Here is a 21,282-nt window from a genome sequence, read left to right as displayed (position 1 = left end):
TCGGTACCTCGACGCGAGCATCGGGTCAGAATACGCCGACCCCAGACTCGAACCCCGTACCCGCCGACGTCGATCGTGGCGATTCACTATCCGAAAGAACAACCGGTGGACCGCTGTTCATTCCCGGCCCGGTTCTGTCCTCGCGCAGGGGGCGGCATCAACGGTCGAAATTGGCCAGAGCGCGGATCTTGTTGGTCACGTCCAGTGCGGCGACCTTGTACGCCTCGGACAGCGTGGGGTAGTTGAACACCGCATCGACGAGGTAGTCGACGGTGCCGCCGCACCCCATCACGGCCTGCCCGATGTGCACCAGATCCGTCGCACCCGACCCGAAGATGTGCACGCCCAGTATCGACCGATCCTCGGTGGAGACGAGCAACTTGAGCATGCCGTACGAGTCGCCCGCGATCTGACCCCGGGCGAGTTCGCGGTATCTCGACACCCCCACCTCGTAGGGGATCGATCCCTTCGTCAGGTCGACCTCGGTGGCTCCGACGTACGAGACCTCGGGAATGGAGTAGATGCCGATGGGCTGTACGTCGGTCAGCTTGGCGCTGGACTCGCCGAACGCGTGGTACGCCGCCAGCCTGCCCTGATCCATCGACGTCGCGGCCAACGCCGGAAATCCGATGACATCGCCGACCGCATAGATGTGATCGACCTTGGTCTGGAAATGCTCGTCGACGAAGATGCGACCACGCGCGTCGGCCTCGAGACCGGCGTTCTCGAGGTCGAGTGCCGTCGTCAGGCCCTGGCGTCCGGCCGAATACATCACCGTCTCCGCCGGAATCCGCTTGCCGCTGGCAAGGGTCGTCACCGTTCCGTTCGGGCCGACGTCCACAGCGGTCACCGCCTCCCCGAATCGGAACGTCACTGCGAGATCGCGGAGGTGGAACTGCAGCGACTCGATGATCTCGCGATCGCAGAAGTCGAGCATCGAATCGCGCTTCTCGACGACGGTGACCTTCGTTCCCAGGGCAGCGAACATCGATGCGTACTCGATTCCGATGACCCCGGCCCCGACCACGACCATGGACGCCGGAATGAACTCGAGATTGAGAATTCCGTCCGAGTCGAGGACGCGGTAGTCGTCGAACGCGATGTCGGCGGGACGCGCGGGAGCGGTGCCGGTGGCGATCACCACATTGGCGGCCTTGACCGTGATGCGTTCACCTCGCGACTCGTCCTCGATCACGATGGTGTGCGCGTCGAGAAACTTTCCGACGCCGGTGATGAGTTCGATGCGGTTGCGCAGCAGTTGCGAGCGCACCACCTCGATCTCCTTGCCGATCACGTGCTGGGTTCGCGCCAACAGATCGGCCGGAGTGATGTCGGCCTTCACCCGATAGCTCGCCCCGTACAGCTCACGTTGATTCATGCCCGTGAGATACAGAACGGCCTCGCGCAGGGTCTTCGACGGAATGGTGCCGGTATTGACGCAGACCCCGCCGAGCATGTGGCCCTTCTCCACGATCGCCACCCGCTTGCCGAGCTTCGCAGCCGCAATGGCCGCCTTCTGGCCACCGGGGCCGGAGCCGATGACCACCAGGTCGTACTCCATGGGTTCAGACATTCGTCATAGGTACCGCTCGCACGCAAAGACTGCGTGCCCACCCGGTCACAACCTTGTGAACTCCACGATTCGGGGTGCCGAACCCATGCAGATGTCGCCACGTGCTGATGCGTTGTGCGAGGCTGAGCAGAGCACGAAACACCCGATTTTCAGTGGAGGAACACATGCCGCAGCAGGTCCGCGCCGTCGTCGCCAAGAGCAAGGGCGAGCCCGTCTCCATCGAGACGATCACCATCCCCGATCCCGGGCCGAACGAGGTCGTGGTGAAGATCCAGGCCTGCGGGGTGTGCCACACCGACCTGCACTACCGCGAAGGCGGCATCAACGACGAGTTCCCGTTCCTGCTCGGACACGAGGCAGCCGGAATCGTCGAGACCATCGGCGACCGCGTCGAGCACGTCGAGGTCGGAGACTTCGTCGTCCTGAACTGGCGCGCGGTGTGCGGCGAATGTCGAGCCTGCAAGCGCGGCACCCCGTGGTACTGCTTCGACACCCACAACGCGGCCCAGAAGATGACCCTCGAGGACGGCACCGAACTGACCCCTGCACTGGGCATCGGTGCATTCGCCGAGAAGACCCTGGTGCACGAGGGCCAGTGCACCAAGGTCGCCGCAGACGCCGATCCGGCGGTCGTCGGACTGCTCGGCTGTGGGGTGATGGCCGGGCTGGGCGCGGCGATGAACACCGGCAACGTCTCGCGCGGAGATTCGGTGGCCGTGATCGGCTGCGGCGGCGTCGGCGATGCCGCGATCGCCGGAGCGCGCCTGGCCGGCGCGTCGACGATCATCGCGGTCGACCGTGACCCGGGCAAGCTCGAATGGGCCCTCGAACTCGGAGCCACCCATACCGTCGACTCCTCGGTGGTGGACGCGGTGGAGGCCGTGCAGGAGCTCACCGGAGGATTCGGTGCCGACGTGGTCATCGACGCCGTCGGTCGCCCGGAGACCTGGAAGCAGGCGTTCTACGCACGCGATCTCGCCGGAACCGTGGTGCTCGTGGGCGTGCCCACTCCCGAGATGACCCTCGAGATGCCACTGATCGACTTCTTCTCCCACGGCGGATCGCTGAAGTCGTCCTGGTACGGAGACTGCCTGCCCGAGCGTGACTTCCCGCAGTTGGTGGATCTGTACCAGCAGGGCCGTCTGCCGCTCGAGAAGTTCGTCACCGAACGCATCACCATCGAGGACGTCGAAGGCGCGTTCGACAAGATGCACAAGGGCACCGTGCTGCGATCGGTCGTGATCCTGTGAGTGGGCAATTCCGCGTCCAGAATGTCGTCACCTCGGGCACGTTCAGTCTCGACGGTGGCACCTGGGACGTCGACAACAACATCTGGATCATCGGCGACGACGACGAGGTGGTGATCGTCGACGCAGCACACACTGCGGCCCCGATCGTCGACGCGGTAGCCGGTCGCACGGTCAAGGCCGTCGTCTGCACGCACGGTCACAACGACCACGTGACCGTCGCCCCCGAACTCTCGGACACCCTCGACGCGCCGATTCTGCTGCATCCAGCCGACGAGATGCTGTGGGAACAGACGCACCCGGGCGTCGGGCACTCGACCCTCGAAGACGGTCAGCGCATCACCGTGGCCGGAACCGACATCCTGGCGTTGCACACACCCGGGCATTCTCCGGGATCGACCTGCCTGTATCTGCCGGAGGCAGGGGAGTTGTTCAGCGGCGACACCCTCTTCTCCGGCGGTCCGGGTGCCACCGGACGGTCGTACTCGGACTTCCCGACCATCATCGGGTCCATCCGCGATCGGCTCTTCGCGCTTCCCGTCGAGACCCGCGTCAACACCGGGCACGGCGACGGCACGCGCATCGGCGACGAAGCACCGCACCTAGAGGAGTGGATCGCCCGCGGAAGCTGAGATCGCGACACTGCGGTAGGTCGCCTGCCGCGTTCGAGGTGGTCGGAGTGAGACAGTGGTGGGACGCCGGAGCGTGTGCTGCGGCGTCCCACCGACTCGAAGAGGACGTCTTGTGAGCCCCGCCGCACGCAGAACCCGCCTGTCCATCGCCGTGACCTCGGCGGCGATCGCAGCTCTCGTGCTGGTCGGCTGCAGCTCCACGGTCACCGGCACTGCCGAGCCCAGCGCGGGTGCCGCCACCTCGTCGTCGCAGTCCGATGTGGATCTGAACACGCTGCTGATCGACCCGGCCAGCTTCCCGGCACCGTACGACGCCCTGGTTCTGCCCCAGCAGGCGATCTCGCAAGCCGCACCCGATCTCAGCGGAATACCTGCCGGTGCAGAGGTCAGCCCGGCAGGATGCAAGCCTGCCGACCAGGATTTCGGCCCGACGGGCACGGCCATGATCGTCGGCACCGACAACGACAGCCGATCCACCATCTCGATCGAGTTGACCGCGGTGGACGAACCGCTCTCGGCGCGCAAGGAGCAGCTCGAACAGTGCGGGGAGGTGACCGCAACCAAGTCCGGCGCGACCTCGACGGTGACCTCCACTCTGACCCCGGCACCGCCCATCGACGCGGACGACACCTTGGCCGTCCGGCAGACCGTTGCATCGGGAGCAGGCGGCGACGCCGTCACGCAATCGATGCTGACGTTGATGGCCCAGATCGACGGAGTCCGAGTGTCGGCCACGTTCATGTCGTTCGGCTCGGGCACGCCCGATGCGATGACCCTCGACGAGCTGTTCACCGCGGCAGTCCAGAAGGTCGGCCAGAGCTGACCGAGCTCTAGCAGAGGGCACCGACACGAATCGGTCGTCCCCAGCTCCGGCGATGCGATTCATCCACAACACGGCAGTTGTCCACAGGGCAGTACGAAAGCCCAGGTCGAGACTCGTTCGGTCGTCGGGATCCCGGCCAGGATTCTCCGGTATGTACATACCGACGAACTCACACGACAACTTCGACTCCCGCCATCGCGTTCGCCTCGGCCACCCGAGCGACCTGATGGCAGCCGTACCGGCCATGCTCGGGTTCCACCCGCATCGATCGATGGTGCTCATCGCGGTGAAGGATGGCGGTGCCTGCGTCGGACCCACGATGCGTCACGACCTCGTCCTGGCAGGCGAGCACATCGATCGGCGCGCAGGCAGTCACACCCGTGCGACCCCGGAGATGCTCGACGTCATCGGCTACCTGGCCGGCTACTGCGCGATGGAGAACATCCCCGCGGTCATGGCAGTGTTCGTCGACGACAGGCTCGATCGAGCCGTCAGAACACCGCATCTGCTCGACGTCGAAGCGCTGGTGATCGAACTCGACGCCACACTCGCATCGTTCGGAGTGCAGCTCGGCGAGGCCCTCGCGGCGTCGGAGATCGCCGATTCCGCCGAATGGTGGACGTTGCGCGGACCGCAGCGGCACGGCGTGATATCCGATCCGTCGGCGTCGCCGATGACCGTTGCCCGCGTGCTCGACGGCTACTCCGTCCGACGGTCCAGGCGCGAGCTCGCCGAGACCATCGCGCCGGGCCCCGACGCAACCGTGCGGTCAGTGGCCGCCGAGATGTCGCGACAGCGACGCGACGGCAACCGGTCTCGTACCGACGACTTGACTTCGGTGCTGTCGTACGTCGCACGAGGACCGTACGACACGGAGTTGGACCCGACCGACATCGCTCGCATCGCACTCGCGATCGGCCACATTCAGGTGCGTGACGCACTGCTGGCGTTGACCCTCGGCGACGACGCGGGATTCGTCGAAGAGTTCTGGGCGAGGATGTCCCGCGTCCTGCCGAAGGGCGAACGCGCCATCGCCGCAACACTTCTGGCCTTCAGCGCGTACGTGCGCGGAGACGGACCGATGGCCCGCATCGCGATCGACGCTGCACTGGAAGCCGATGAGACCTACTCACTGGCGCGACTGCTGGACAGATCGCTCAGCGCAGGCGCAGGTCCCGACATCGTTCGCGAAGTGGCCGAAAGCGGCTTCGCGTGTGCACGCGCCTGCGGAGTTCGGTTGCCCGGCGACCCGTTCGGTCGATGGTGACGGCAGTCGGGCACATCGACGATCGACCGGCGACGCGGGTCAGCGCGCTGCGTGCGACCGATCGCCGAGCTGCTGCAGGAAGGTCCACGCATCGGCCACGATCCGATCGAGATCGGTCAGCTCCGGCGTCCATTTCAGCTCCTCGACCGCACGTGCGCTCGAGGCGATCAGGACCGCAGGATCACCGGCTCGACGGGGAGCATGTTCGACGGCGATGGGCAGGCCGGTGACGCGCTCGCAGGACGAGATGACCTCGTGCACGGAGAATCCGGTGCCGCTGCCGAGGTTGTAGATGGTGTGCTCGCCCGGTTGTGCGGCATCGACGGCGAGAATGTGCGCCTCGGCGAGGTCGGCGACGTGGATGTAGTCGCGAACAGCCGTACCGTCCGGAGTGGGCCAGTCGGTGCCGAACACCGAGATCTTCTCGCGCTGTCCCAGAGCGACCTGGAGCACGAGCGGAATCAGGTGGGTCTCGACGACGCGATTCTCGCCGAAGCCGTTGTAGGCACCGGCGACGTTGAAGTACCGGAGGCTGGTGGCGGCGAGGCCGTAGGCCGCGGCGTACGACGTGATCGCATGATCGATCGCGAGTTTGGTGGCGCCATACGGATTGGTGGGGCGGGTGGGTGCGTCCTCGGTGATGGGAGTCTTCTCGGGCTCGCCGTACGTGGCGGCTGTCGAGGAGAACACCAGCTTCGCGGTGCCGGATGCTCGGATGGCATCGAGCAACGCCAGCGAGGTGACGACGTTTCCGCTCCAGTACTTGGCGGGCGAGACCACCGACTCGCCCACCAGAGATTGCGCGGCGAAGTGCAGTACGGCGTCGAAACCGCCGCCGATCAGCACGTCTGCGGCCACGTCCTTGATGTCACCCTCGACGAACGTGGCACCACTGGGCACGGCGTCCCGGTTACCGGTGGACAGGTTGTCCACGACCACGACCTCGTGTCCGCGCTCGACGAGCACGGCCGCGCAGACGCTGCCGACGTAGCCCGCACCACCGGTAACCAGAAGCTTCACTGTTCGTTCTCCCTCACACGCGTCGAACGCCGTCGTCGGTGGGAGGTCAGACCTTCTTCACCTGGACGGCGTGCGCCATTTCCTCGGATATGTCGACACCGCTGTGTCCTGGCACCGTGATCGTGATCGATCCGGGCTTGGCCTCGACTGTAACGCGAGCATCGGGGACCACGCCCGCTTCGCGGAGCTGAGCGATCACCTCGGGGTCGGACTGAACGTGCTCGGCGAGACGACGCACCACGACGGCGGTCGGTTGGCCCACCGGAACATCGGTGAGGCGGATGAGAGCCTCCGGTGCCAGAGTCGACTGGCCGAGGCCGAGCTCGGCCAACCCTGGGATCGGGTTGCCGTACGGCGAGGTCGTCGGGTTGTTCAGCACGGTCACCAGACGACGTTCGACCTCCTCGCTCATCACGTGCTCCCAGCGGCACGCCTCGGCGTGAACGTCTTCCCACCGCAGACCGATGATGTCCACGAGCAGACGCTCCGCCAAACGGTGCTTGCGCATCACCGCAACCGCCAGGCTTCGACCCTTCTCGGTCAGCTCCAGGTGCCGATCGCCTGCAACGGACAACAGCCCGTCGCGCTCCATCCGAGCAACGGTTTGGCTGACGGTGGGACCACTTTGTTCGAGCCGCTCGGCGATTCGCGCGCGGAGCGGAATCACGCCCTCTTCTTCCAAATCGTAGATCGTCCGGAGGTACATCTCCGTGGTGTCGACCAGATCCTTCACACTCAACCCCTTCGTCGGGCTCGATCCTACCGTCAGCGCCCCGAAATAGGCGCTGCACCCAGTCGCAGCGGGCGCGGCGCACCACAACGGTGGTCGTCGTTTCCCATGGCTTCTCACAAGGGGACTCTGGGGACAACACCGGAACCCGGCAACACCATCCCGCCCGACAACGTAGTTTTGTCCATATGTCTGATCAGGCGACACGCGCCGCCGCGTCCATCCCGAACCGCCCCGAGGACATCGTCGTGTGGAGTGCGGACTACCTCGGCTACCGGTGGAGCGACGACCACCCGATGAACCCGACTCGACTCGATCTGACGATGGCACTGGCCACCGACATCGGCCTGCTCGAGGGCGTCGAACTGGTCGAGCCTGCCGCTGCACCGGATTCGGAGCTGCTCCGGTTTCACACCAGCGCCTACATCGAGGCCGTCAAACAGGCACCGTCGCAGGGCCCGGCCCTGCGCGATCCCGACGACGTCGTCCACGGACTCGGTTCCGACGACAACCCGGTGTTTCCGCAGATGCACGAGGCGAGCGCCATGCTCGCAGGCGGCTCGCTGGCCGCCGCCCGCGAAATCGCGTCGGGTCGTGCTCGACGCGCGGTGAGCATCGGTGGCGGCATGCACCATGCCATGGCCGACTGGGCCTCGGGCTTCTGCGTCTACAACGACGCCGCGATCGCCATTTCGTGGTTGCTGGACAACGGTTTCGACCGAATCGCCTACATCGACGTCGACGCGCACCACGGGGACGGCGTCCAAGCGGCTTTTCTCGGTGACCCGAGAGTGCTCACCGTCTCGCTGCACCAACATCCGGCGACGCTGTGGCCGAACACCGGATGGTCCACCGAGGTGGGAACCGAACGTGGTGAGGGGACCTCGATCAACGTTCCGTTGCTGCCCGGCACCGCGGATCGGTTGTGGTTGCGCGCGTTCCACGCAATCGTGCCGGGCGCGATCGGCGCGTTCGAGCCTCAGATCATCGTCAGCCAGTGCGGTGTCGACAGCCACCGCGAAGATCCCCTAGCTGACCTCGCCCTGACCGTCGACGGCCAGAATGCTGCGTTCCTGGCCATGCGCGATCTGGCGGACAAGCATTCCGAAGGTCGGTGGTTGGCCGTCGGCGGTGGCGGGTACGGCTTGGTGCGCGTCGTTCCACGGTCCTGGACGCACCTCATCGCTGCCGCGCTCGGCCGCGACATCGACCCGATGTCGGCGCTGCCGGACACCTGGCGCGAGCGGGTACGGACCATGGCGCCGAGTGTCGACCTGCCGCAGACCATGGGTGACGGGGGAGACGTCGACTATCCCGCCTGGGACGGACCCGGTGGATCTCTCGCCGGTACCGACGGCACCGACAGGGCGCTCGAACGCGTCGACTCGGCGATCATCGCCACCCGTCGAGCAGTGTTTCCACTGCTCGGACTCGATCCGGAGGACCCGCGTGACTGATCCGACCGACAGCCCCTCGGCCGAGGAGCCTGCCGTTGCGGCGTCGGAGCCGAGCGACAAGGACCTGGCCCGAGAGAGGGCGGAGACATCGTTTCCGCGGCACTGGGTTGCCGATGTCCTGACCTCCGACGGCGGTGTGGTGCACCTACGACCCATCGTCCCGTCGGACTCCGAGCGCATCGTCGCGTTCCACGGCCGGCTGTCCGAGCGGACGAGATACCTGCGATATTTCGGTCCCTACCCCACGATGCCCCAGCGTGACGTGCTCAACTTCACCACGGTCGATCACCACGACCGAGTGGCGTTCGTCGCAGTGCTCGGTGACGACATCATCGCGGTCGGCCGATACGAACGACTGCCCGAGGGAGACGGCAATTCCGCCGAGGTGGCCTTCGTCGTCGCCGACGCGCATCAGGGCCGCGGGTTGGGGCCGATCCTGCTCGAACACCTCGCGGGAGCGGCCGCCGAGAACGGGGTGAACATGTTCGTCGCCGAGGTGCTCGCCGAGAACCGGAACATGGTCACCGTCTTCCGCGAAGCGGGCTATCAGGTCAGCAGGTCCTTCGAGGGGGGAGTGCTGCGACTGGAGTTCGCCATCGACCCGAGCGAAGCTCTGCTCTCGGTGCGTAATTCGCGTGAACGTGCCGCCGAGGCCCGCAGTGTGCGAAACGTGCTCAGTCCACGATCGGTGGCCGTGATCGGAGCATCGACGGACAGCTCGAAGGTGGGCAACGCCGTTCTCGCTAATCTGCTGGCGGGCAACTTCACCGGCCCGGTCTATCCCGTCAACGCCGACCATCGTTCGGTCCGCGGGGTTCGCGCCTACGCCACGGTGCACGACATACCGGATCCGGTCGATCTGGCGATCGCAGCGGTACCGGCCGATGCGATCGACGCCGTGCTCGACGACTGCCTCGACAAGGGCGTCAAAGCTTTGTTGGTGGTCTCGGGTGGATTCGGCGAGACCGGACCCGCGGGGCAGGAGAGCGAGCGCAGGCTGGTGCTCGCCGCGAGGGCACACGGAATGCGGTTGATCGGGCCCAACGCGCTCGGTGTGGCGAACACCGATCCCGAGTTCGGTCTGAACGCCACTCTGGCTCCGCATCTGCCCACTCCGGGCAACGTCGGGTTCTTCTGTCAGTCCGGAGCCCTCGGCATTGCGATTCTGGACGAGGCCGCGAACCGCAGGCTGGGACTGTCGACGTTCGTCTCGGCCGGAAACCGCGCCGATGTGTCCGGAAACGACCTGCTGCAGTACTGGGATTCGGATCCGGCCACCGAGGTGATCCTGCTGTACCTCGAGAGCTTCGGTAATCCCAGGAAGTTCACCAGGATCGCCCGACGGGTCGCACGCACCAAACCGATCATCGCGGTCAAGAGCGGCCGCGGGGCCGTGCCGCCCGCACATGCGATCGGTGCCGACATCGACGACTCGATCGTGCGCGCACTGTTCGCGCAGGCCGGAGTCATCCAGGTCGACACCATCTCCGAACTGTTCGACTGCGCCGTCCTGTTCGGAAATCAGCCTCTTCCGGTCGGCCCGCGAGTTGCCGTGGTGGGAAATTCGACCGCTCTGGGTGTACTGGCAGTGGACGCTGCGCGAGCCAAGGGCCTGCACGCGAGCAATCCGACCGATGTCGGTCCGCAGGCGGGCCCCGAGGAGTTCGCTGCGGCCGTGTCGTCGGCCTTGGCCGCATCCGACATCGACGCCGTCATCGTCGTGTTCGTGCCACCGGTCGCGGTGGAGGTCGAACCGTTCGCGGCCGCGCTCGGCAACGCCGTCCGTGGATCCGACAAGCCCGTGCTGTCGACGTTCCTCGCCACCGAGGGCATTCCCGACGTCCTCGCCGTCCGCGGACCGGGTGGACACCCCGTCCGTGGTTCGGTGCCGTCGTACTCGAGTCCGGAGCGGGCCGTTGCGGCGTTGGCTGCTGCCTGGCGCTACTCGGCGTGGCGTTCACGGCCGGTGTCGAATCTCGTCCGTCCCAAGAGCATCGACTCCGACCGTGCCAAGCAGTTGGTCGATCGATGGCGTTCCGCGGGCAGTCACGGACGCTGGCTCTCGGACTTCGAGACCGCCGAACTGCTGGGCTGCTACGGCGTCGACGTCGTGGCCTTTCGGACCGTGACCGACGAGGAAGAGGCCGTCACCGCGGCAGACGAACTGGGATATCCGGTGGCGGTCAAGGCAACCGGGGAGCGGTGGCGACACCGGCCTGATCTCGGTGGAGTTCGCCTGGACATGGCCGACGCCTCCGCAGTGCGGGTGGCGTATCGGAATCTGGCGGCGGAATCCGGCGAGCCGTTGCTGCACGTTCAGCGTATGGCGGTCAAGGGCATCGGTTGCGTCGTGCGCGTTCAGGACGACCCGTCGTTCGGATCGCTCATCTCGTTCGGCCTGGCCGGGGTGATCTCGGATCTGTTGGGCGATCGTGCCTATCGGGTGCTGCCGCTGACCGAGGACGAGGCAGCGCAACTGATCGACGCGCCGAAGGCGGCTCCGCTGTTGTCCGGATATCGAAACGCGGTGCCCGTCAACAAGAATGCGCTGATCGACCTCGTTCAGCGGATTTCCGCACTGGCAGAGGACATCGCCGACATTCGCGAGATCTCGTGTGAGCCGGTTCTGGCGTCCGCCGACGGGGCCCAGATCACCGACGCCCGAGTGCGCATCGGGCCCGAGCCCACCAAAGCCGATCTGGGTCCGCGTCGCCTGCGCTGACCGGACCGGCCACGAAAAAGCGGCAGCCGAGTCGACGTCCCGAGGGGGAGAGAACGTCGACTCGGCTACCGCGTGAGGCGGCGCGAACGGGGATGGTCACCGCCGCTCCACCGGTCGGTGGCTGTACTCAGCTGGCGTAGGACCGCAGCTTCTCGGCGCGGTCGCCCTGCCGAAGCTTGACCATGACCTCGCGCTCGATCTGACGGACGCGCTCGCGGGAGAGCCCGAAGAGCTTGCCGATCTGATCGAGGGTGCGGGGCTGTCCGTCGTCCAGGCCGTAGCGCAGACGAATGACCTGCTGCTCCCGCTCGTCGAGCGTGCCGAGAACGACACGGACGTCGCTGTGCAGCAGTCCGGCGATGACGGCGTTCTCTGCGGAAGTGGCTTCGGAATCCTCGATGAAGTCGCCGAGAGGTGCTTCCTCGTCGCTGCCGACCGGCATGTCCAGGCTGACCGGGTCGCGGCTGTGGTCGAGCAGATCCGCGATCTTCTCCACCGCGATACCCGACTCGCTCGACAGCTCTTCGTCCGTTGCCTCGCGGCCGAGCTGCTGATGCAGCTCGCGCTTGATCCTGGCCAATTTGTTGACCTGTTCGACCAAGTGGACGGGCAGCCGGATCGTGCGGCTCTGATCTGCCATACCGCGGGTGATGGCCTGACGAATCCACCACGTCGCGTAGGTCGAGAACTTGAAGCCCTTGGCGTAGTCGAACTTCTCCATCGCGCGGATGAGTCCGAGGTTGCCCTCCTGGATCAGGTCGAGCAGGGGCATACCGCGACCGGTGTAGCGCTTGGCGAGAGACACGACCAGGCGAAGGTTCGCTTCGAGCAGGTGGCTGCGTGCAGCACTGCCGTCGCGAACGATGATGGCGAGGTTGCGCTTCTTGACTGCGCTCAGTCGCTTCGTGTTCTCGAGGACCTGCTTGGCGTAGAGACCAGCCTCGATCCTCTTGGCCAGATCGACTTCTTCGGCAGCCGTCAGCAACGCGGTGCGGCCGATGCCGTTGAGGTACACGCGAACGAGATCGGCTGCTGGGCTCTGGGCGTCCAGATCGGCATCGGTGGGCCGCGGACGAATCGTGGTGCTGGGGCTGGTCATGACTTGCCTCCTGGTCGGTGGTGTCTCACAGGGTTCAACGCTCGGGAGACTCCGATAAGTTCCCACGCCGATCCTGTGGATACCCGTGTGACCAGGGATTACGTCATGGTCGTCCTGAGAAGTTGCTGAGAAGTGACGCCGCCGGGAACGGTCGCTCTCCCGGGGCGATGTCGGGGACTCATCGAGCCGGCAGAACCAGGCCGTGCCGGACGAGACCCTGCATCATCGTCACCGCGTGCACTGCCAGTTCCTCGGCGTCCTCGTCGTGCGCAGCGGCGAGCAATTCCACCAGTTCACCGACCGGTAGACCGTCGGGGCGTAGCCCGGCGAGCAGAGCCGCACCGAGTTCGTCGACGTCGTGCTGCCACTGCGGGCCGTTGCCGCGATGGACCCGCACCGCCACCGGAGCCCAGCCCTCCTCGCCGGGAAGGTAGATGCGTTCGAGTGCGGTGTTCGGGTCGAGAGTGAGAACCGAGTCGAGGATGTCGTGCTCGCGCAGCCAGTCCAGCCGCGCGAAGTACTCGATCGATTCGTTGCCCAGCGGGTCGGAGAAGCCGTGCGTGAGCTCCTCGGCGAGCAGGTCGGTCGGCGTATCCGTTGCGCGGAGATAGACGAACCCGAAGCCGATTCCCTCGACATCGGCGGCGGCGAAGTGATCGAGCCAGGACTGTGCCACCGCGGCCGCGTCGGGATCGCGGGGATCGAGTCCGCCGTCACGCATCCATGTGCCCACGTAGAGCGCAGGGTCCGCGACGTCACGCTCGACGACCCAGGCGTCGATTCCGTGCGCGGGCAGCCACGACGCCACCCGCGCACGCCAGTCCTCACCGCGGACGTGCACCCATGACGCCAGGATGGCCGCGGTACCGCCGAGCGTCAGGTGGTCCGGGGCTCGGCCGATCATCAGAGCGCTCGCTCCGTCGAGGTCGAGGCCGGAATCGCGGTACGAGTGCTGCACTTCGGCCCGGCCGACGACGAACGGCGGGTTGGCGACGATGCGATCGAAGCGACGCCCGGCGACGGGCTCGAACCACGAACCGTGCAACAGCTCGACGTCGAGGCCGTTGAGCGCCATCGTCGCCGCGGCGAGGTCCATCGATCGGGGACTGATGTCGGTCGCGGTCACCTGCTCCGCGTAGCCGCAGGCGTGTACGGCCTGGACGCCGCAGCCGGTGCCGACGTCGAGAACGGTGGTCGCCGGGGACGTGGGCGTTCCGCGCAACAGTGACAACGAGGCCTGCCCGACGCCGAGCACGTGGTCGGGAGCGGTCTCGGCTGCGCGCATGCTGCCGTCCGGATCCGAGACGATCCACCGAGTTCCGTGCCCGGCGTCGAGCGGGCGAATGTCGAGCAGCGTGCGCACCGTCGATCCGGATCGAGCAAGAATCCCGGCTGCGACCGCGTCGGCAACCGTGAGTGGCGCGATGGCGTCGGCGACGTCGGACTCGGGGCAGTCGTCGACGAGCAGGAACAGACGCACCAGAACTCCCAGCGCACCGCCGTCCCGGCTGGCGTTGCGTACCGGTACCGGCTCGCTGCGACCGAGGGCGGCGTGGGCGTCGTGGCCGAGCAGCGTCAGAACGCCGTCGGCGTCGTATCCCGCCCGCTCGAAGGCCTCACGAAGATCGGAGCAGGCGACGACGAGCGGGGACGTGGAATTCGGTGCAGTCACGACGCAAGTGTCGCATCGGCGATGGCCGCTGCGTCAGTCGTCGCCCGGTTCGATCACCCGGTGGTTGCTCGATTCCAGTTGCGGCCTGTCCACGGTCCGGTAGTCGTATCGGCTCATCTCGTCCTTGGTGCGGGGCGGCCGATCGTTGGCGATCAGCACCGCCATCCACGGCAGGGGAATGGACGCTCCGACTATCGCCATGGAGATCCACGGGTTCATCCACATCCCGTACGCGATGGCAGCCAACACCAACGCCGGGATGCGGAACGACATGATGAACATGTATTTGCGGACGCGAGCTTTGTGCTGCTCTTCGACCGATTTCTGCGCCTCGGTGATCAGGACGGGCCCATCCGGCGAGTCGCTGTACGCGCTTCCGTCGAACCCTGGGGTTCTCGTCATACCTCCACTGTGGCACTACTGCTCACAGAATGCATACGACGAGCTGTGGAACCGGTTACCCCTTGCTGTGGATGCACGGCCCAAACGGATTAATCTGTGTTCATGAGCACTCAGACGAAGGACCGTCCCGATATCGCACCGGACGAAACCACCGAGGACGACCGGCCGAAGTTCTTCCACTACGTGAAGAAGAACAAGATCGCCGAGAGCGCGGTGATGGGTACGCACGTCGTCGCGCTGTGCGGTGAGGTGTTTCCCGTCACCAAGTCCGCGAAGCCCGGATCACCGGTGTGCCCGGACTGCAAGAAGGTCTACGAAGGCTTGAAGAAGGGCGACTGACCGCCGTCTCCCGGGTGTCGGTCCGGGGTCGGCTCCGGACGATCCGAACGTGCTCGGTCGCCGGACAGTTTGATCGGCCCCGTGGCCAGCCGTCGGGCGACAGCGGTCACCGGTCCCGACGGCTTGTCGTCGGCAGCGGCCTGCGCCGCGATCCACTCCCGCATCTGGTCCATTCGCGTCGCCCGTGCGGGCGAGAATTCCTGGATCGTCGCGTTGAACTCGGCACCGAGAACGATGGCGAAACCGAGGAAGAACGTGAACAGCAGAAATGCGATGGGCGTCGCGAGCGCGCCGTAGGTGTACCCGGTGCTCGTCACCCAGCCGAGGTACCGGCGCAGTACCGCACTCGCGATCATGAAGAACACCCCGGCCAGCAGTGCTCCTCCGAGGAGACGATGCCACGGCAGAGAGGTGTGCAGAGCAACCTTGTACAGCGTGGTCAGACCGATGATCAGCAACAGCCCGACGGCCGGGTAGTAGAAGAAGTCGATCACCTCGCTGCCCACGGTTATCCAGGAATCGGGCAGGACCTGCTGCACGTACACCGGTCCGAGGGCGACGAGCGGAAGCACGAAGACCGCGATCACCAGGAAACCCACGTAGAGAAGCAGCGCGAAGAACCTCTGCCAGACGGGATGTCGCGCGTCGGCCTGCCCGTGCGCTTCGACGATGGAGTCGACGAACGTCGAGATCGCAGACGACCCGGCCCACAACGACAGTAGAAAGCCCACGGACACGATCTCGCCGCTGCCCTGGGCGAGGACGTCCTTGACCGTCGGAGCGATGATCTGGTCCACGACGCTGCCGCTGAAGAGGGTGTTGCTGAACGTGATGATCTTGGACTCGATGATCTCGACGGTGTTGGGTCCGAACCATCCGCCGACGAGTCCCAGGCTGCCCAGCACGCCGAGCAACAGCGGTGGCAGGGACAACGTCTGCCAGAACGCGGCCGTTGCGGCCTTGCTGAAGATCGAGTCGTCCCACGCTTTGCTCAGAGTGCGCAGAGTCACTTTCCACACCGCGTGTATCGGCCTTCTCGCCGACAACCGTTCCGGTGGTGGAGTTCCGCCTGCAGACTCGCTCATGGTTCCTCCAGCATTCCTGACGAAAGGCGACTTCGCCTAACAGCCGACTCGCCGTGTCGCATCCGACTCACCCCAGCGATGCGGGATCGGTCGGTGCGGAGCGATAGGCTCCTCGGCGGACACTGCAGGGCTACCGAGAGCGCGAGGAATTTACATCGATGCCAGGAACCGGCGGCCAGTGAGCGCTGACATGTTCGATCCCACACCACCGTCCACCGAGCAGACCGCCGCTCCCGTGAGCGGGGGAGCACCGCTGCGCGCGTGGCAGCGACGGGCGCTGACGAAGTATCTCGTCGCTTCGCCCAAGGACTTCCTCGCGGTCGCGACGCCCGGCGCAGGCAAGACGACCTTCGCCCTTCGGGTGGCCGCAGAGCTGCTCGCGCATCGGACCGTCGATCAGGTCACCGTCGTTGCCCCCACCGAACACCTCAAGCACCAGTGGGCGGAGTCGGCGGCCAGGGTCGGCATCGCCTTGGACTCGCGCTTCTCGAACTCGACCGGTCAGACCTCGAGCGACTACCACGGCGTGGTCGTGACGTACGCGCAGATCGCCTCGCACCCGTTCAAGCATCGAGTGCGCACCGAATCACGCAAGACCCTCGTCATTCTCGACGAGATTCACCACGGCGGCGACGCGAAGAGCTGGGGTGAGGGAATTCGCGAAGCGTTCGGAGACGCCACCCGACGTCTCGCACTGACCGGTACGCCGTTCCGCAGCGACGACAGTCCCATTCCGTTCGTCAACTACGAACCGGATCAGGACGGGTTGATGCGGTCCAAGGCCGATCATGCGTACGGCTACTCCGATGCTCTTGCGGACGGCGTCGTGCGTCCGGTCGTGTTCCTCGCGTACTCCGGTGAAGCACGCTGGCGGGACAGTGCCGGCGAGGAATACACCGCGCGCTTGGGTGAGCCGCTCAACGCCGAACAGACCGCGAGGGCATGGCGCACCGCACTGGATCCGCAGGGCGACTGGATGCCTGCCGTGCTGTTGGCGGCCAACACGCGGCTCGCGCAACTGCGCGCAGGCGGCATGCCCGATGCCGGCGGTCTGGTCATCGCAACCGATCAGACGGTGGCGCGGGCCTACGCGAAGCTGATCGAGGTGATCACGGGAGAGACGCCTGCGATCGTGCTCTCGGACGACCCCACGTCCTCGGCCCGCATCGCCGAGTTCGGTAAGAGCGACCAGCGGTGGATGGTCGCCGTCCGCATGGTGTCCGAGGGCGTCGACGTTCCGCGTCTGGCCGTCGGCGTCTACGCCACGAGCGCGTCGACCCCGCTGTACTTCGCGCAGGCCATCGGCCGCTTCGTGCGCTCTCGGCGCAAGGGTGAGACGGCGAGCGTCTTTCTGCCGTCGGTACCGGTGTTGCTGGATCTCGCGTCGCAGCTCGAGGCGCAACGCGATCACATCCTCGGCAAGCCGCACCGGGAGAAGGACGGCTTCGACGACGAGTTGCTGGCCGACGCCAACAAGCAGAAGGACGAACTGGGCGAGGAAGAGAAGGCGTACACCTCGCTGGGCGCGGATGCGGAACTGGACCAGGTGATCTACGACGGTTCCTCGTTCGGTACCGCGACGTTCTCGGGCAGCGACGAGGAAGCCGACTATCTCGGTCTGCCCGGTCTGCTCGACGCGACGCAGATGCGCGACTTGCTGCGTCAGCGCCAGCAGGAACAGATCGACAAGCCGGCTGCCGGGCCCGCGGTTCCGGCACCTGCCGTCGTCAACGACAGGGCCACCAGTGCGGGCCAGTTGGCCGGCCTGCGGCGTGAACTGAACAGTTTGGTTGCGGTGTACCACCACCGCACCGGGAAGCCGCACGGGGTGATTCACGGCGATCTGCGAAGAATCTGCGGTGGCCCGCCTACGGCGATGGCGTCGGCCGATCAGTTGGGCGAGCGAATCGCGCAGTTGCGGAAGATGTAGGGATCTCCGGGCACGAAAAAGACGGACGGTCTGGTGACCGTCCGTCTTCGTCGTTGTGTTCGTCGATCGTGGCGAACCTGTTTTCCCCCGACACAAAAGGTGGGCTACACCGTGGAGTCCGATTCGGTCATCACCGTTGCGTTCACTTCACGCAAACGGGCTTCGTGCTCGGTGGCGTGGTGACCGCAGAAGAGAAGTTCTCCACCGGTCGAGAGCACGACACGCGCGCGAGCCCCTGCACCGCACCGGTCGCACCGGTCCGCTGCTGTCAATTGTGGGCTGGTCAATGTTCCGGGCATGACTCCTCCGTACTGGCTTGCGGGTTGTCCCGTTCGCCTGGGGCCGGTCCGCCGCGTCGGTATGGCGCGGTCCGTTCACTCTGTCAGACGTATGGCGGTCATGCGTTGTTCCCGAGCGCGTTTCTTTGTGTTGTCACTAACACGAAACATGGCTCACGAGCAGGAACGTCGTCGACAGTGTTCGCTGAGAGCTGATCGTGTTCGCTGCGAGTCGCGGCAGTAGGGTCGCCTGTGTGGCTTCGACTTCTACTTCGCTTTCCGGCGCATCGAAGCTGGGTATTCCGTCGCTGTTCGTGATCGGCGCGGTGTGCATGTACGTCGGTGCGGCGATCGGTGTGTTCCTGTTCGACACCGTCGATCCGGCCGCGGTGGCGTGGCTGCGCGGGTTCGGTGCGGCGCTGGTGCTGTTGCTCTGGCGACGGCCGTGGCGGCGCCGGGCCGGAGCCGGCGGCGCATGGACCGTGCGTCGAGCGATCACGGCCGCCGCGTTCGGCGGTGCGACGATCGGTATGAACGCGATGTTCTACGAGGCGATCGCCCGGCTGCCGCTCGGCGCGGCGGTGGCCATCGAGTTTCTCGGGCCGATCGCGGTCGCTGCTGCCGGGTCCAGAAAGCCTGCCGACGTGTGTGCGCTGCTCCTGGTGGTCGCCGGCGTCGGAGCAATCGCGTCCGCGCAGTTCGAGGGCGGCGAGGTGGGGTTGGTCGGTATCGCGTTCGCGCTGGGCTCGGCGGCCCTGTGGGCTGCCTACATCGTGCTGGGCAAGTCGGTCGCCGACGCAGGCCAAGGGCTCGACGACATGGCCGCCGGTTTCGGTATCGCCTCCCTGATCCTGGCCGTTCCACTGTTCGGACCGTTCGCGGTCGCGCACTCGAATGCGCTGGGAGACTGGCGGATCTGGGTTCTCGGATTGGGCGTCGGGTTGTTGTCGAGTGTGGTTCCCTACGTTCTCGATCAGTACGTCCTGGTACGCGTGGGCCGGGCCCGCTTCGCGTTGTTGCTGGCTCTGCTTCCGGCGACGGCGACGGTGGTCGGTGCCGTGGTGCTGACCCAGATTCCGACGACCCTCGAGGCTCTCGGAATCGTGGCCGTCATCGTGGCGGTCGTGGTCGGTGGGCTGCCGACCCGAAAAGATCGGGGCGTTGCCGACATTCCGCCGCCCTGACCCGCGCTCGACACTGCAGAATGAAGCTGTGACCAGCAAGCAGGACGACCTCGTTCACATCTGTACGGCAGGGGAGTGGCTCGCGATGCGTGGCCGTGCCGACTACACCCCGGACTCGTACGAATCCGTGGGTTTCGTGCACCTGTCCACACCCGAGCAAGTGCACCTGCCCGCGAATCGGCTCTTCTCCGGCCGCACGGATCTGGTTCTGCTGCGCGTCGATCCGGCTCGTTTGACTGCACCGGTTCGATGGGAACCGGGGGTGCCGTCGGATCCGGAGTCCATGCGCTTTCCGCACCTGTACGGACCGCTACCGATCGCGGCCGTCACGGCGGTGCTCGACTATCGGCCGGGGCCGGACGGAACTTTCGGGGTGCCGCAGGTGTGACGGCATCCACGCAGAGAACGACGACCGCCGATCACACGTGATCGGCGGTCGTCGTTCGAGGTGCAGCGAACGAATCAGTCCAGGTAGTCGCGCAGCACCTGAGAACGCGACGGGTGACGCAGCTTGGACATGGTCTTGGACTCGATCTGACGGATCCGCTCGCGTGTGACGCCGTAGACCTGACCGATCTCGTCGAGGGTGCGGGGCTGACCGTCGGTGAGGCCGAATCGCAGACGAACCACGCCCGCCTCGCGCTCGGACAGCGTCTCGAGAACCGACTGCAGCTGATCCTGGAGCAGGGTGAACGACACGGCGTCCACGGCGACGACTGCCTCGGAGTCCTCGATGAAGTCGCCGAGCTGGCTGTCGCCCTCGTCACCGATGGTCTGGTCGAGGGAGATCGGCTCACGCGCGTACTGCTGGATCTCCAGCACCTTCTCCGGCGTGATGTCCATTTCCTTCGCGAGCTCTTCGGGAGTGGGTTCGCGGCCCAGATCCTGGAGCAGCTCGCGTTGGATGCGGCCGAGCTTGTTGATGACCTCGACCATGTGCACCGGAATACGGATGGTGCGGGCCTGGTCGGCCATGGCCCGGGTGATTGCCTGCCGGATCCACCACGTGGCGTACGTCGAGAACTTGTAGCCCTTCGTGTAGTCGAACTTCTCGACCGCGCGAATCAGACCGAGGTTGCCCTCCTGAATGAGGTCCAGGAAAGCCATGCCACGGCCGGTGTAGCGCTTGGCGAGGGAGACGACGAGTCGAAGGTTCGCCTCGAGGAGGTGATTCTTGGCGCGGTTGCCGTCACGGCAGATCCACGTCATGTCGCGGCGCTGCGCTACGGGGAGCTTCTCGCCCTTCTCCGCGGACTCGCGCATCTTCTCGACCGCGAACAGGCCTGCCTCGATGCGCTTGGCCAGTTCGACTTCCTCCTCTGCGTTGAGGAGGGCGACCTTGCCGATCTGCTTGAGGTAGGCACGGACGGAGTCGGCGGACGCGGTGAGCTCGGCGTCCTTGCGGGCCTGGCGCAGCGCCTCGGATTCCTCTTCGTCCCAGACGAAGTCACCGGACGCCTTGTCCTCCGCAGTCGGCTCGGCGGTGGCGTCTTCCTCGGTGTCGTCACCGGCAGCGACGACCTCGACGACATCGTTGGCGGCTGCCGCGAGGTCACCCTCGGAGATGTCGATGTCTTCGATCCCGGGAGTGCTCTCGTCGGCATCGTCCCCTGGAGCCGGTGCTGCTGCTGTCTTCTTTGCTGCGGCCTTCTTCGCCGGTGCCTTCTTGGCTGCGGCGCGCTTGGCGGGTGCCTTCTTTGCCGGTGCCTTCGCAGCGGGTGCCTTGACAGCAGGTGCAGGTGTCGCAGACTCGGTTTCGGAATCTACGGTCTGACGGATATCGGTGGCTGCCACGTACGCCCTTTCGTGACGAAGTCGTGCG

The 21,282-nt window shown here is 66.0% G+C and carries 19 protein-coding genes; 10 read left to right on the top strand and 9 right to left on the bottom strand.

Annotated features, from left to right (window positions below):
- Positions 1-157 precede the first annotated feature (157 nt).
- Positions 158-1,573: a Si-specific NAD(P)(+) transhydrogenase gene (gene sthA, locus CH251_RS23445; protein WP_094615272.1), complete on the bottom strand. Its 1,416-nt coding sequence runs from the start codon at positions 1,571-1,573 to the stop codon at positions 158-160.
- A 164-nt stretch (positions 1,574-1,737) separates the two neighbouring features.
- Between sthA and CH251_RS23440 the strand changes: the two genes are divergently transcribed.
- The 4 genes from CH251_RS23440 (at position 1,738) to CH251_RS23425 (ending at position 5,542) form a co-directional block, all read left to right on the top strand.
- On the top strand, positions 1,738-2,823 hold the full coding sequence (locus CH251_RS23440; protein ID WP_094615271.1) for an S-(hydroxymethyl)mycothiol dehydrogenase: 1,086 nt from the start codon (positions 1,738-1,740) through the stop codon (positions 2,821-2,823).
- Positions 2,820-3,452 (top strand): MBL fold metallo-hydrolase, encoded by a 633-nt coding sequence (locus CH251_RS23435; protein WP_094615270.1) that lies wholly within the window; start codon positions 2,820-2,822, stop codon positions 3,450-3,452. Before CH251_RS23440 ends, CH251_RS23435 begins: the two co-directional genes overlap by 4 nt.
- 112 nt (positions 3,453-3,564) lie before the next feature.
- Positions 3,565-4,275, top strand: a complete 711-nt coding sequence (locus CH251_RS23430; RefSeq protein WP_094615269.1) for a DUF5642 family protein — start codon at positions 3,565-3,567, stop codon at positions 4,273-4,275.
- A 151-nt stretch (positions 4,276-4,426) separates the two neighbouring features.
- Positions 4,427-5,542 (top strand): DUF4192 domain-containing protein, encoded by a 1,116-nt coding sequence (locus CH251_RS23425; RefSeq protein ID WP_179273365.1) that lies wholly within the window; start codon positions 4,427-4,429, stop codon positions 5,540-5,542.
- A 39-nt stretch (positions 5,543-5,581) separates the two neighbouring features.
- Here the strand turns inward: CH251_RS23425 and galE are convergent, their stop codons facing one another.
- Positions 5,582-6,562, bottom strand: coding sequence for a UDP-glucose 4-epimerase GalE (gene galE, locus CH251_RS23420; RefSeq protein WP_094615267.1), 981 nt, complete (start codon positions 6,560-6,562; stop codon positions 5,582-5,584).
- A 46-nt stretch (positions 6,563-6,608) separates the two neighbouring features.
- Entirely contained in the window at positions 6,609-7,295 is a 687-nt protein-coding gene (locus CH251_RS23415) for a metal-dependent transcriptional regulator (protein ID WP_032397915.1), read from the bottom strand.
- Between the two features lie 185 nt (positions 7,296-7,480).
- Between CH251_RS23415 and CH251_RS23410 the strand changes: the two genes are divergently transcribed.
- On the top strand, positions 7,481-8,749 hold the full coding sequence (locus CH251_RS23410; protein ID WP_094615266.1) for an acetoin utilization protein AcuC: 1,269 nt from the start codon (positions 7,481-7,483) through the stop codon (positions 8,747-8,749).
- 64 nt (positions 8,750-8,813) lie between these two features.
- Positions 8,814-11,471, top strand: a complete 2,658-nt coding sequence (locus CH251_RS23405; protein WP_094615354.1) for a bifunctional GNAT family N-acetyltransferase/acetate--CoA ligase family protein — start codon at positions 8,814-8,816, stop codon at positions 11,469-11,471.
- 127 nt (positions 11,472-11,598) lie between these two features.
- On the opposite strand, the gene CH251_RS23400 is transcribed toward CH251_RS23405, so the two are convergent.
- From CH251_RS23400 to CH251_RS23390, 3 genes are all read right to left on the bottom strand, one after another.
- Positions 11,599-12,570: a sigma-70 family RNA polymerase sigma factor gene (locus CH251_RS23400; protein ID WP_032377730.1), complete on the bottom strand. Its 972-nt coding sequence runs from the start codon at positions 12,568-12,570 to the stop codon at positions 11,599-11,601.
- 178 nt (positions 12,571-12,748) lie between these two features.
- On the bottom strand, positions 12,749-14,242 hold the full coding sequence (locus CH251_RS23395) for a class I SAM-dependent methyltransferase (RefSeq protein WP_094615265.1): 1,494 nt from the start codon (positions 14,240-14,242) through the stop codon (positions 12,749-12,751).
- Between the two features lie 33 nt (positions 14,243-14,275).
- Complete coding sequence (locus CH251_RS23390) at positions 14,276-14,644, bottom strand: DUF3099 domain-containing protein (RefSeq protein WP_094615264.1); 369 nt, start codon at positions 14,642-14,644, stop codon at positions 14,276-14,278.
- A gap of 102 nt (positions 14,645-14,746) precedes the next feature.
- On the opposite strand from CH251_RS23390, the gene CH251_RS23385 reads away from it, so the two are divergent.
- The gene (locus CH251_RS23385; protein ID WP_068050652.1) at positions 14,747-14,983 is read left to right on the top strand and encodes a DUF3039 domain-containing protein; all 237 of its coding nucleotides are present in this window, start codon (positions 14,747-14,749) and stop codon (positions 14,981-14,983) included.
- On the opposite strand, the gene CH251_RS23380 is transcribed toward CH251_RS23385, so the two are convergent.
- Positions 14,956-16,068, bottom strand: coding sequence for a YihY/virulence factor BrkB family protein (locus tag CH251_RS23380; protein WP_256979255.1), 1,113 nt, complete (start codon positions 16,066-16,068; stop codon positions 14,956-14,958). The genes CH251_RS23385 and CH251_RS23380 overlap by 28 nt on opposite strands.
- A 190-nt stretch (positions 16,069-16,258) precedes the next feature.
- On the opposite strand from CH251_RS23380, the gene CH251_RS23375 reads away from it, so the two are divergent.
- On the top strand, positions 16,259-17,998 hold the full coding sequence (locus tag CH251_RS23375) for a DEAD/DEAH box helicase (protein WP_094615262.1): 1,740 nt from the start codon (positions 16,259-16,261) through the stop codon (positions 17,996-17,998).
- 104 nt (positions 17,999-18,102) lie between these two features.
- On the opposite strand, the gene CH251_RS23370 is transcribed toward CH251_RS23375, so the two are convergent.
- Positions 18,103-18,297 (bottom strand): hypothetical protein, encoded by a 195-nt coding sequence (locus tag CH251_RS23370; RefSeq protein WP_027496884.1) that lies wholly within the window; start codon positions 18,295-18,297, stop codon positions 18,103-18,105.
- Between the two features lie 233 nt (positions 18,298-18,530).
- Between CH251_RS23370 and CH251_RS23365 the strand changes: the two genes are divergently transcribed.
- On the top strand, positions 18,531-19,460 hold the full coding sequence (locus CH251_RS23365) for a DMT family transporter (RefSeq protein WP_094615261.1): 930 nt from the start codon (positions 18,531-18,533) through the stop codon (positions 19,458-19,460).
- Positions 19,461-19,488: 28 nt separating this feature from the next.
- Positions 19,489-19,848: a DUF952 domain-containing protein gene (locus CH251_RS23360; RefSeq protein ID WP_094615260.1), complete on the top strand. Its 360-nt coding sequence runs from the start codon at positions 19,489-19,491 to the stop codon at positions 19,846-19,848.
- Between the two features lie 74 nt (positions 19,849-19,922).
- Here the strand turns inward: CH251_RS23360 and CH251_RS23355 are convergent, their stop codons facing one another.
- Entirely contained in the window at positions 19,923-21,254 is a 1,332-nt protein-coding gene (locus CH251_RS23355; protein WP_094615259.1) for an RNA polymerase sigma factor, read from the bottom strand.
- Positions 21,255-21,282 lie beyond the last annotated feature (28 nt).

The sequence above is a fragment of the Rhodococcus sp. 06-462-5 genome (genome assembly GCF_002258315.1).
In the GTDB taxonomy this organism is placed as follows: domain Bacteria; phylum Actinomycetota; class Actinomycetes; order Mycobacteriales; family Mycobacteriaceae; genus Rhodococcoides.
Note: the sequence above shows the minus strand (reverse complement) of the source record. Positions and strands in the feature narration are given on the sequence as shown.

Excerpts from the sequence above, each read along its gene's own strand:
- CH251_RS23370 (WP_027496884.1), bottom strand. The coding sequence starts at position 18,297 with ATGCCCGGAACATTGACCAGCCCACAATTGACAGCAGCGGACCGGTGC.
- CH251_RS23440 (WP_094615271.1), top strand. The coding sequence starts at position 1,738 with ATGCCGCAGCAGGTCCGCGCCGTCGTCGCCAAGAGCAAGGGCGAGCCC.
- CH251_RS23400 (WP_032377730.1), bottom strand. The coding sequence starts at position 12,570 with ATGACCAGCCCCAGCACCACGATTCGTCCGCGGCCCACCGATGCCGAT.
- CH251_RS23390 (WP_094615264.1), bottom strand. The coding sequence starts at position 14,644 with ATGACGAGAACCCCAGGGTTCGACGGAAGCGCGTACAGCGACTCGCCG.
- CH251_RS23385 (WP_068050652.1), top strand. The coding sequence starts at position 14,747 with ATGAGCACTCAGACGAAGGACCGTCCCGATATCGCACCGGACGAAACC.
- CH251_RS23410 (WP_094615266.1), top strand. The coding sequence starts at position 7,481 with ATGTCTGATCAGGCGACACGCGCCGCCGCGTCCATCCCGAACCGCCCC.
- sthA (WP_094615272.1), bottom strand. The coding sequence starts at position 1,573 with ATGTCTGAACCCATGGAGTACGACCTGGTGGTCATCGGCTCCGGCCCC.
- CH251_RS23375 (WP_094615262.1), top strand. The coding sequence starts at position 16,259 with ATGTTCGATCCCACACCACCGTCCACCGAGCAGACCGCCGCTCCCGTG.
- CH251_RS23425 (WP_179273365.1), top strand. The coding sequence starts at position 4,427 with ATGTACATACCGACGAACTCACACGACAACTTCGACTCCCGCCATCGC.
- CH251_RS23380 (WP_256979255.1), bottom strand. The coding sequence starts at position 16,068 with ATGAGCGAGTCTGCAGGCGGAACTCCACCACCGGAACGGTTGTCGGCG.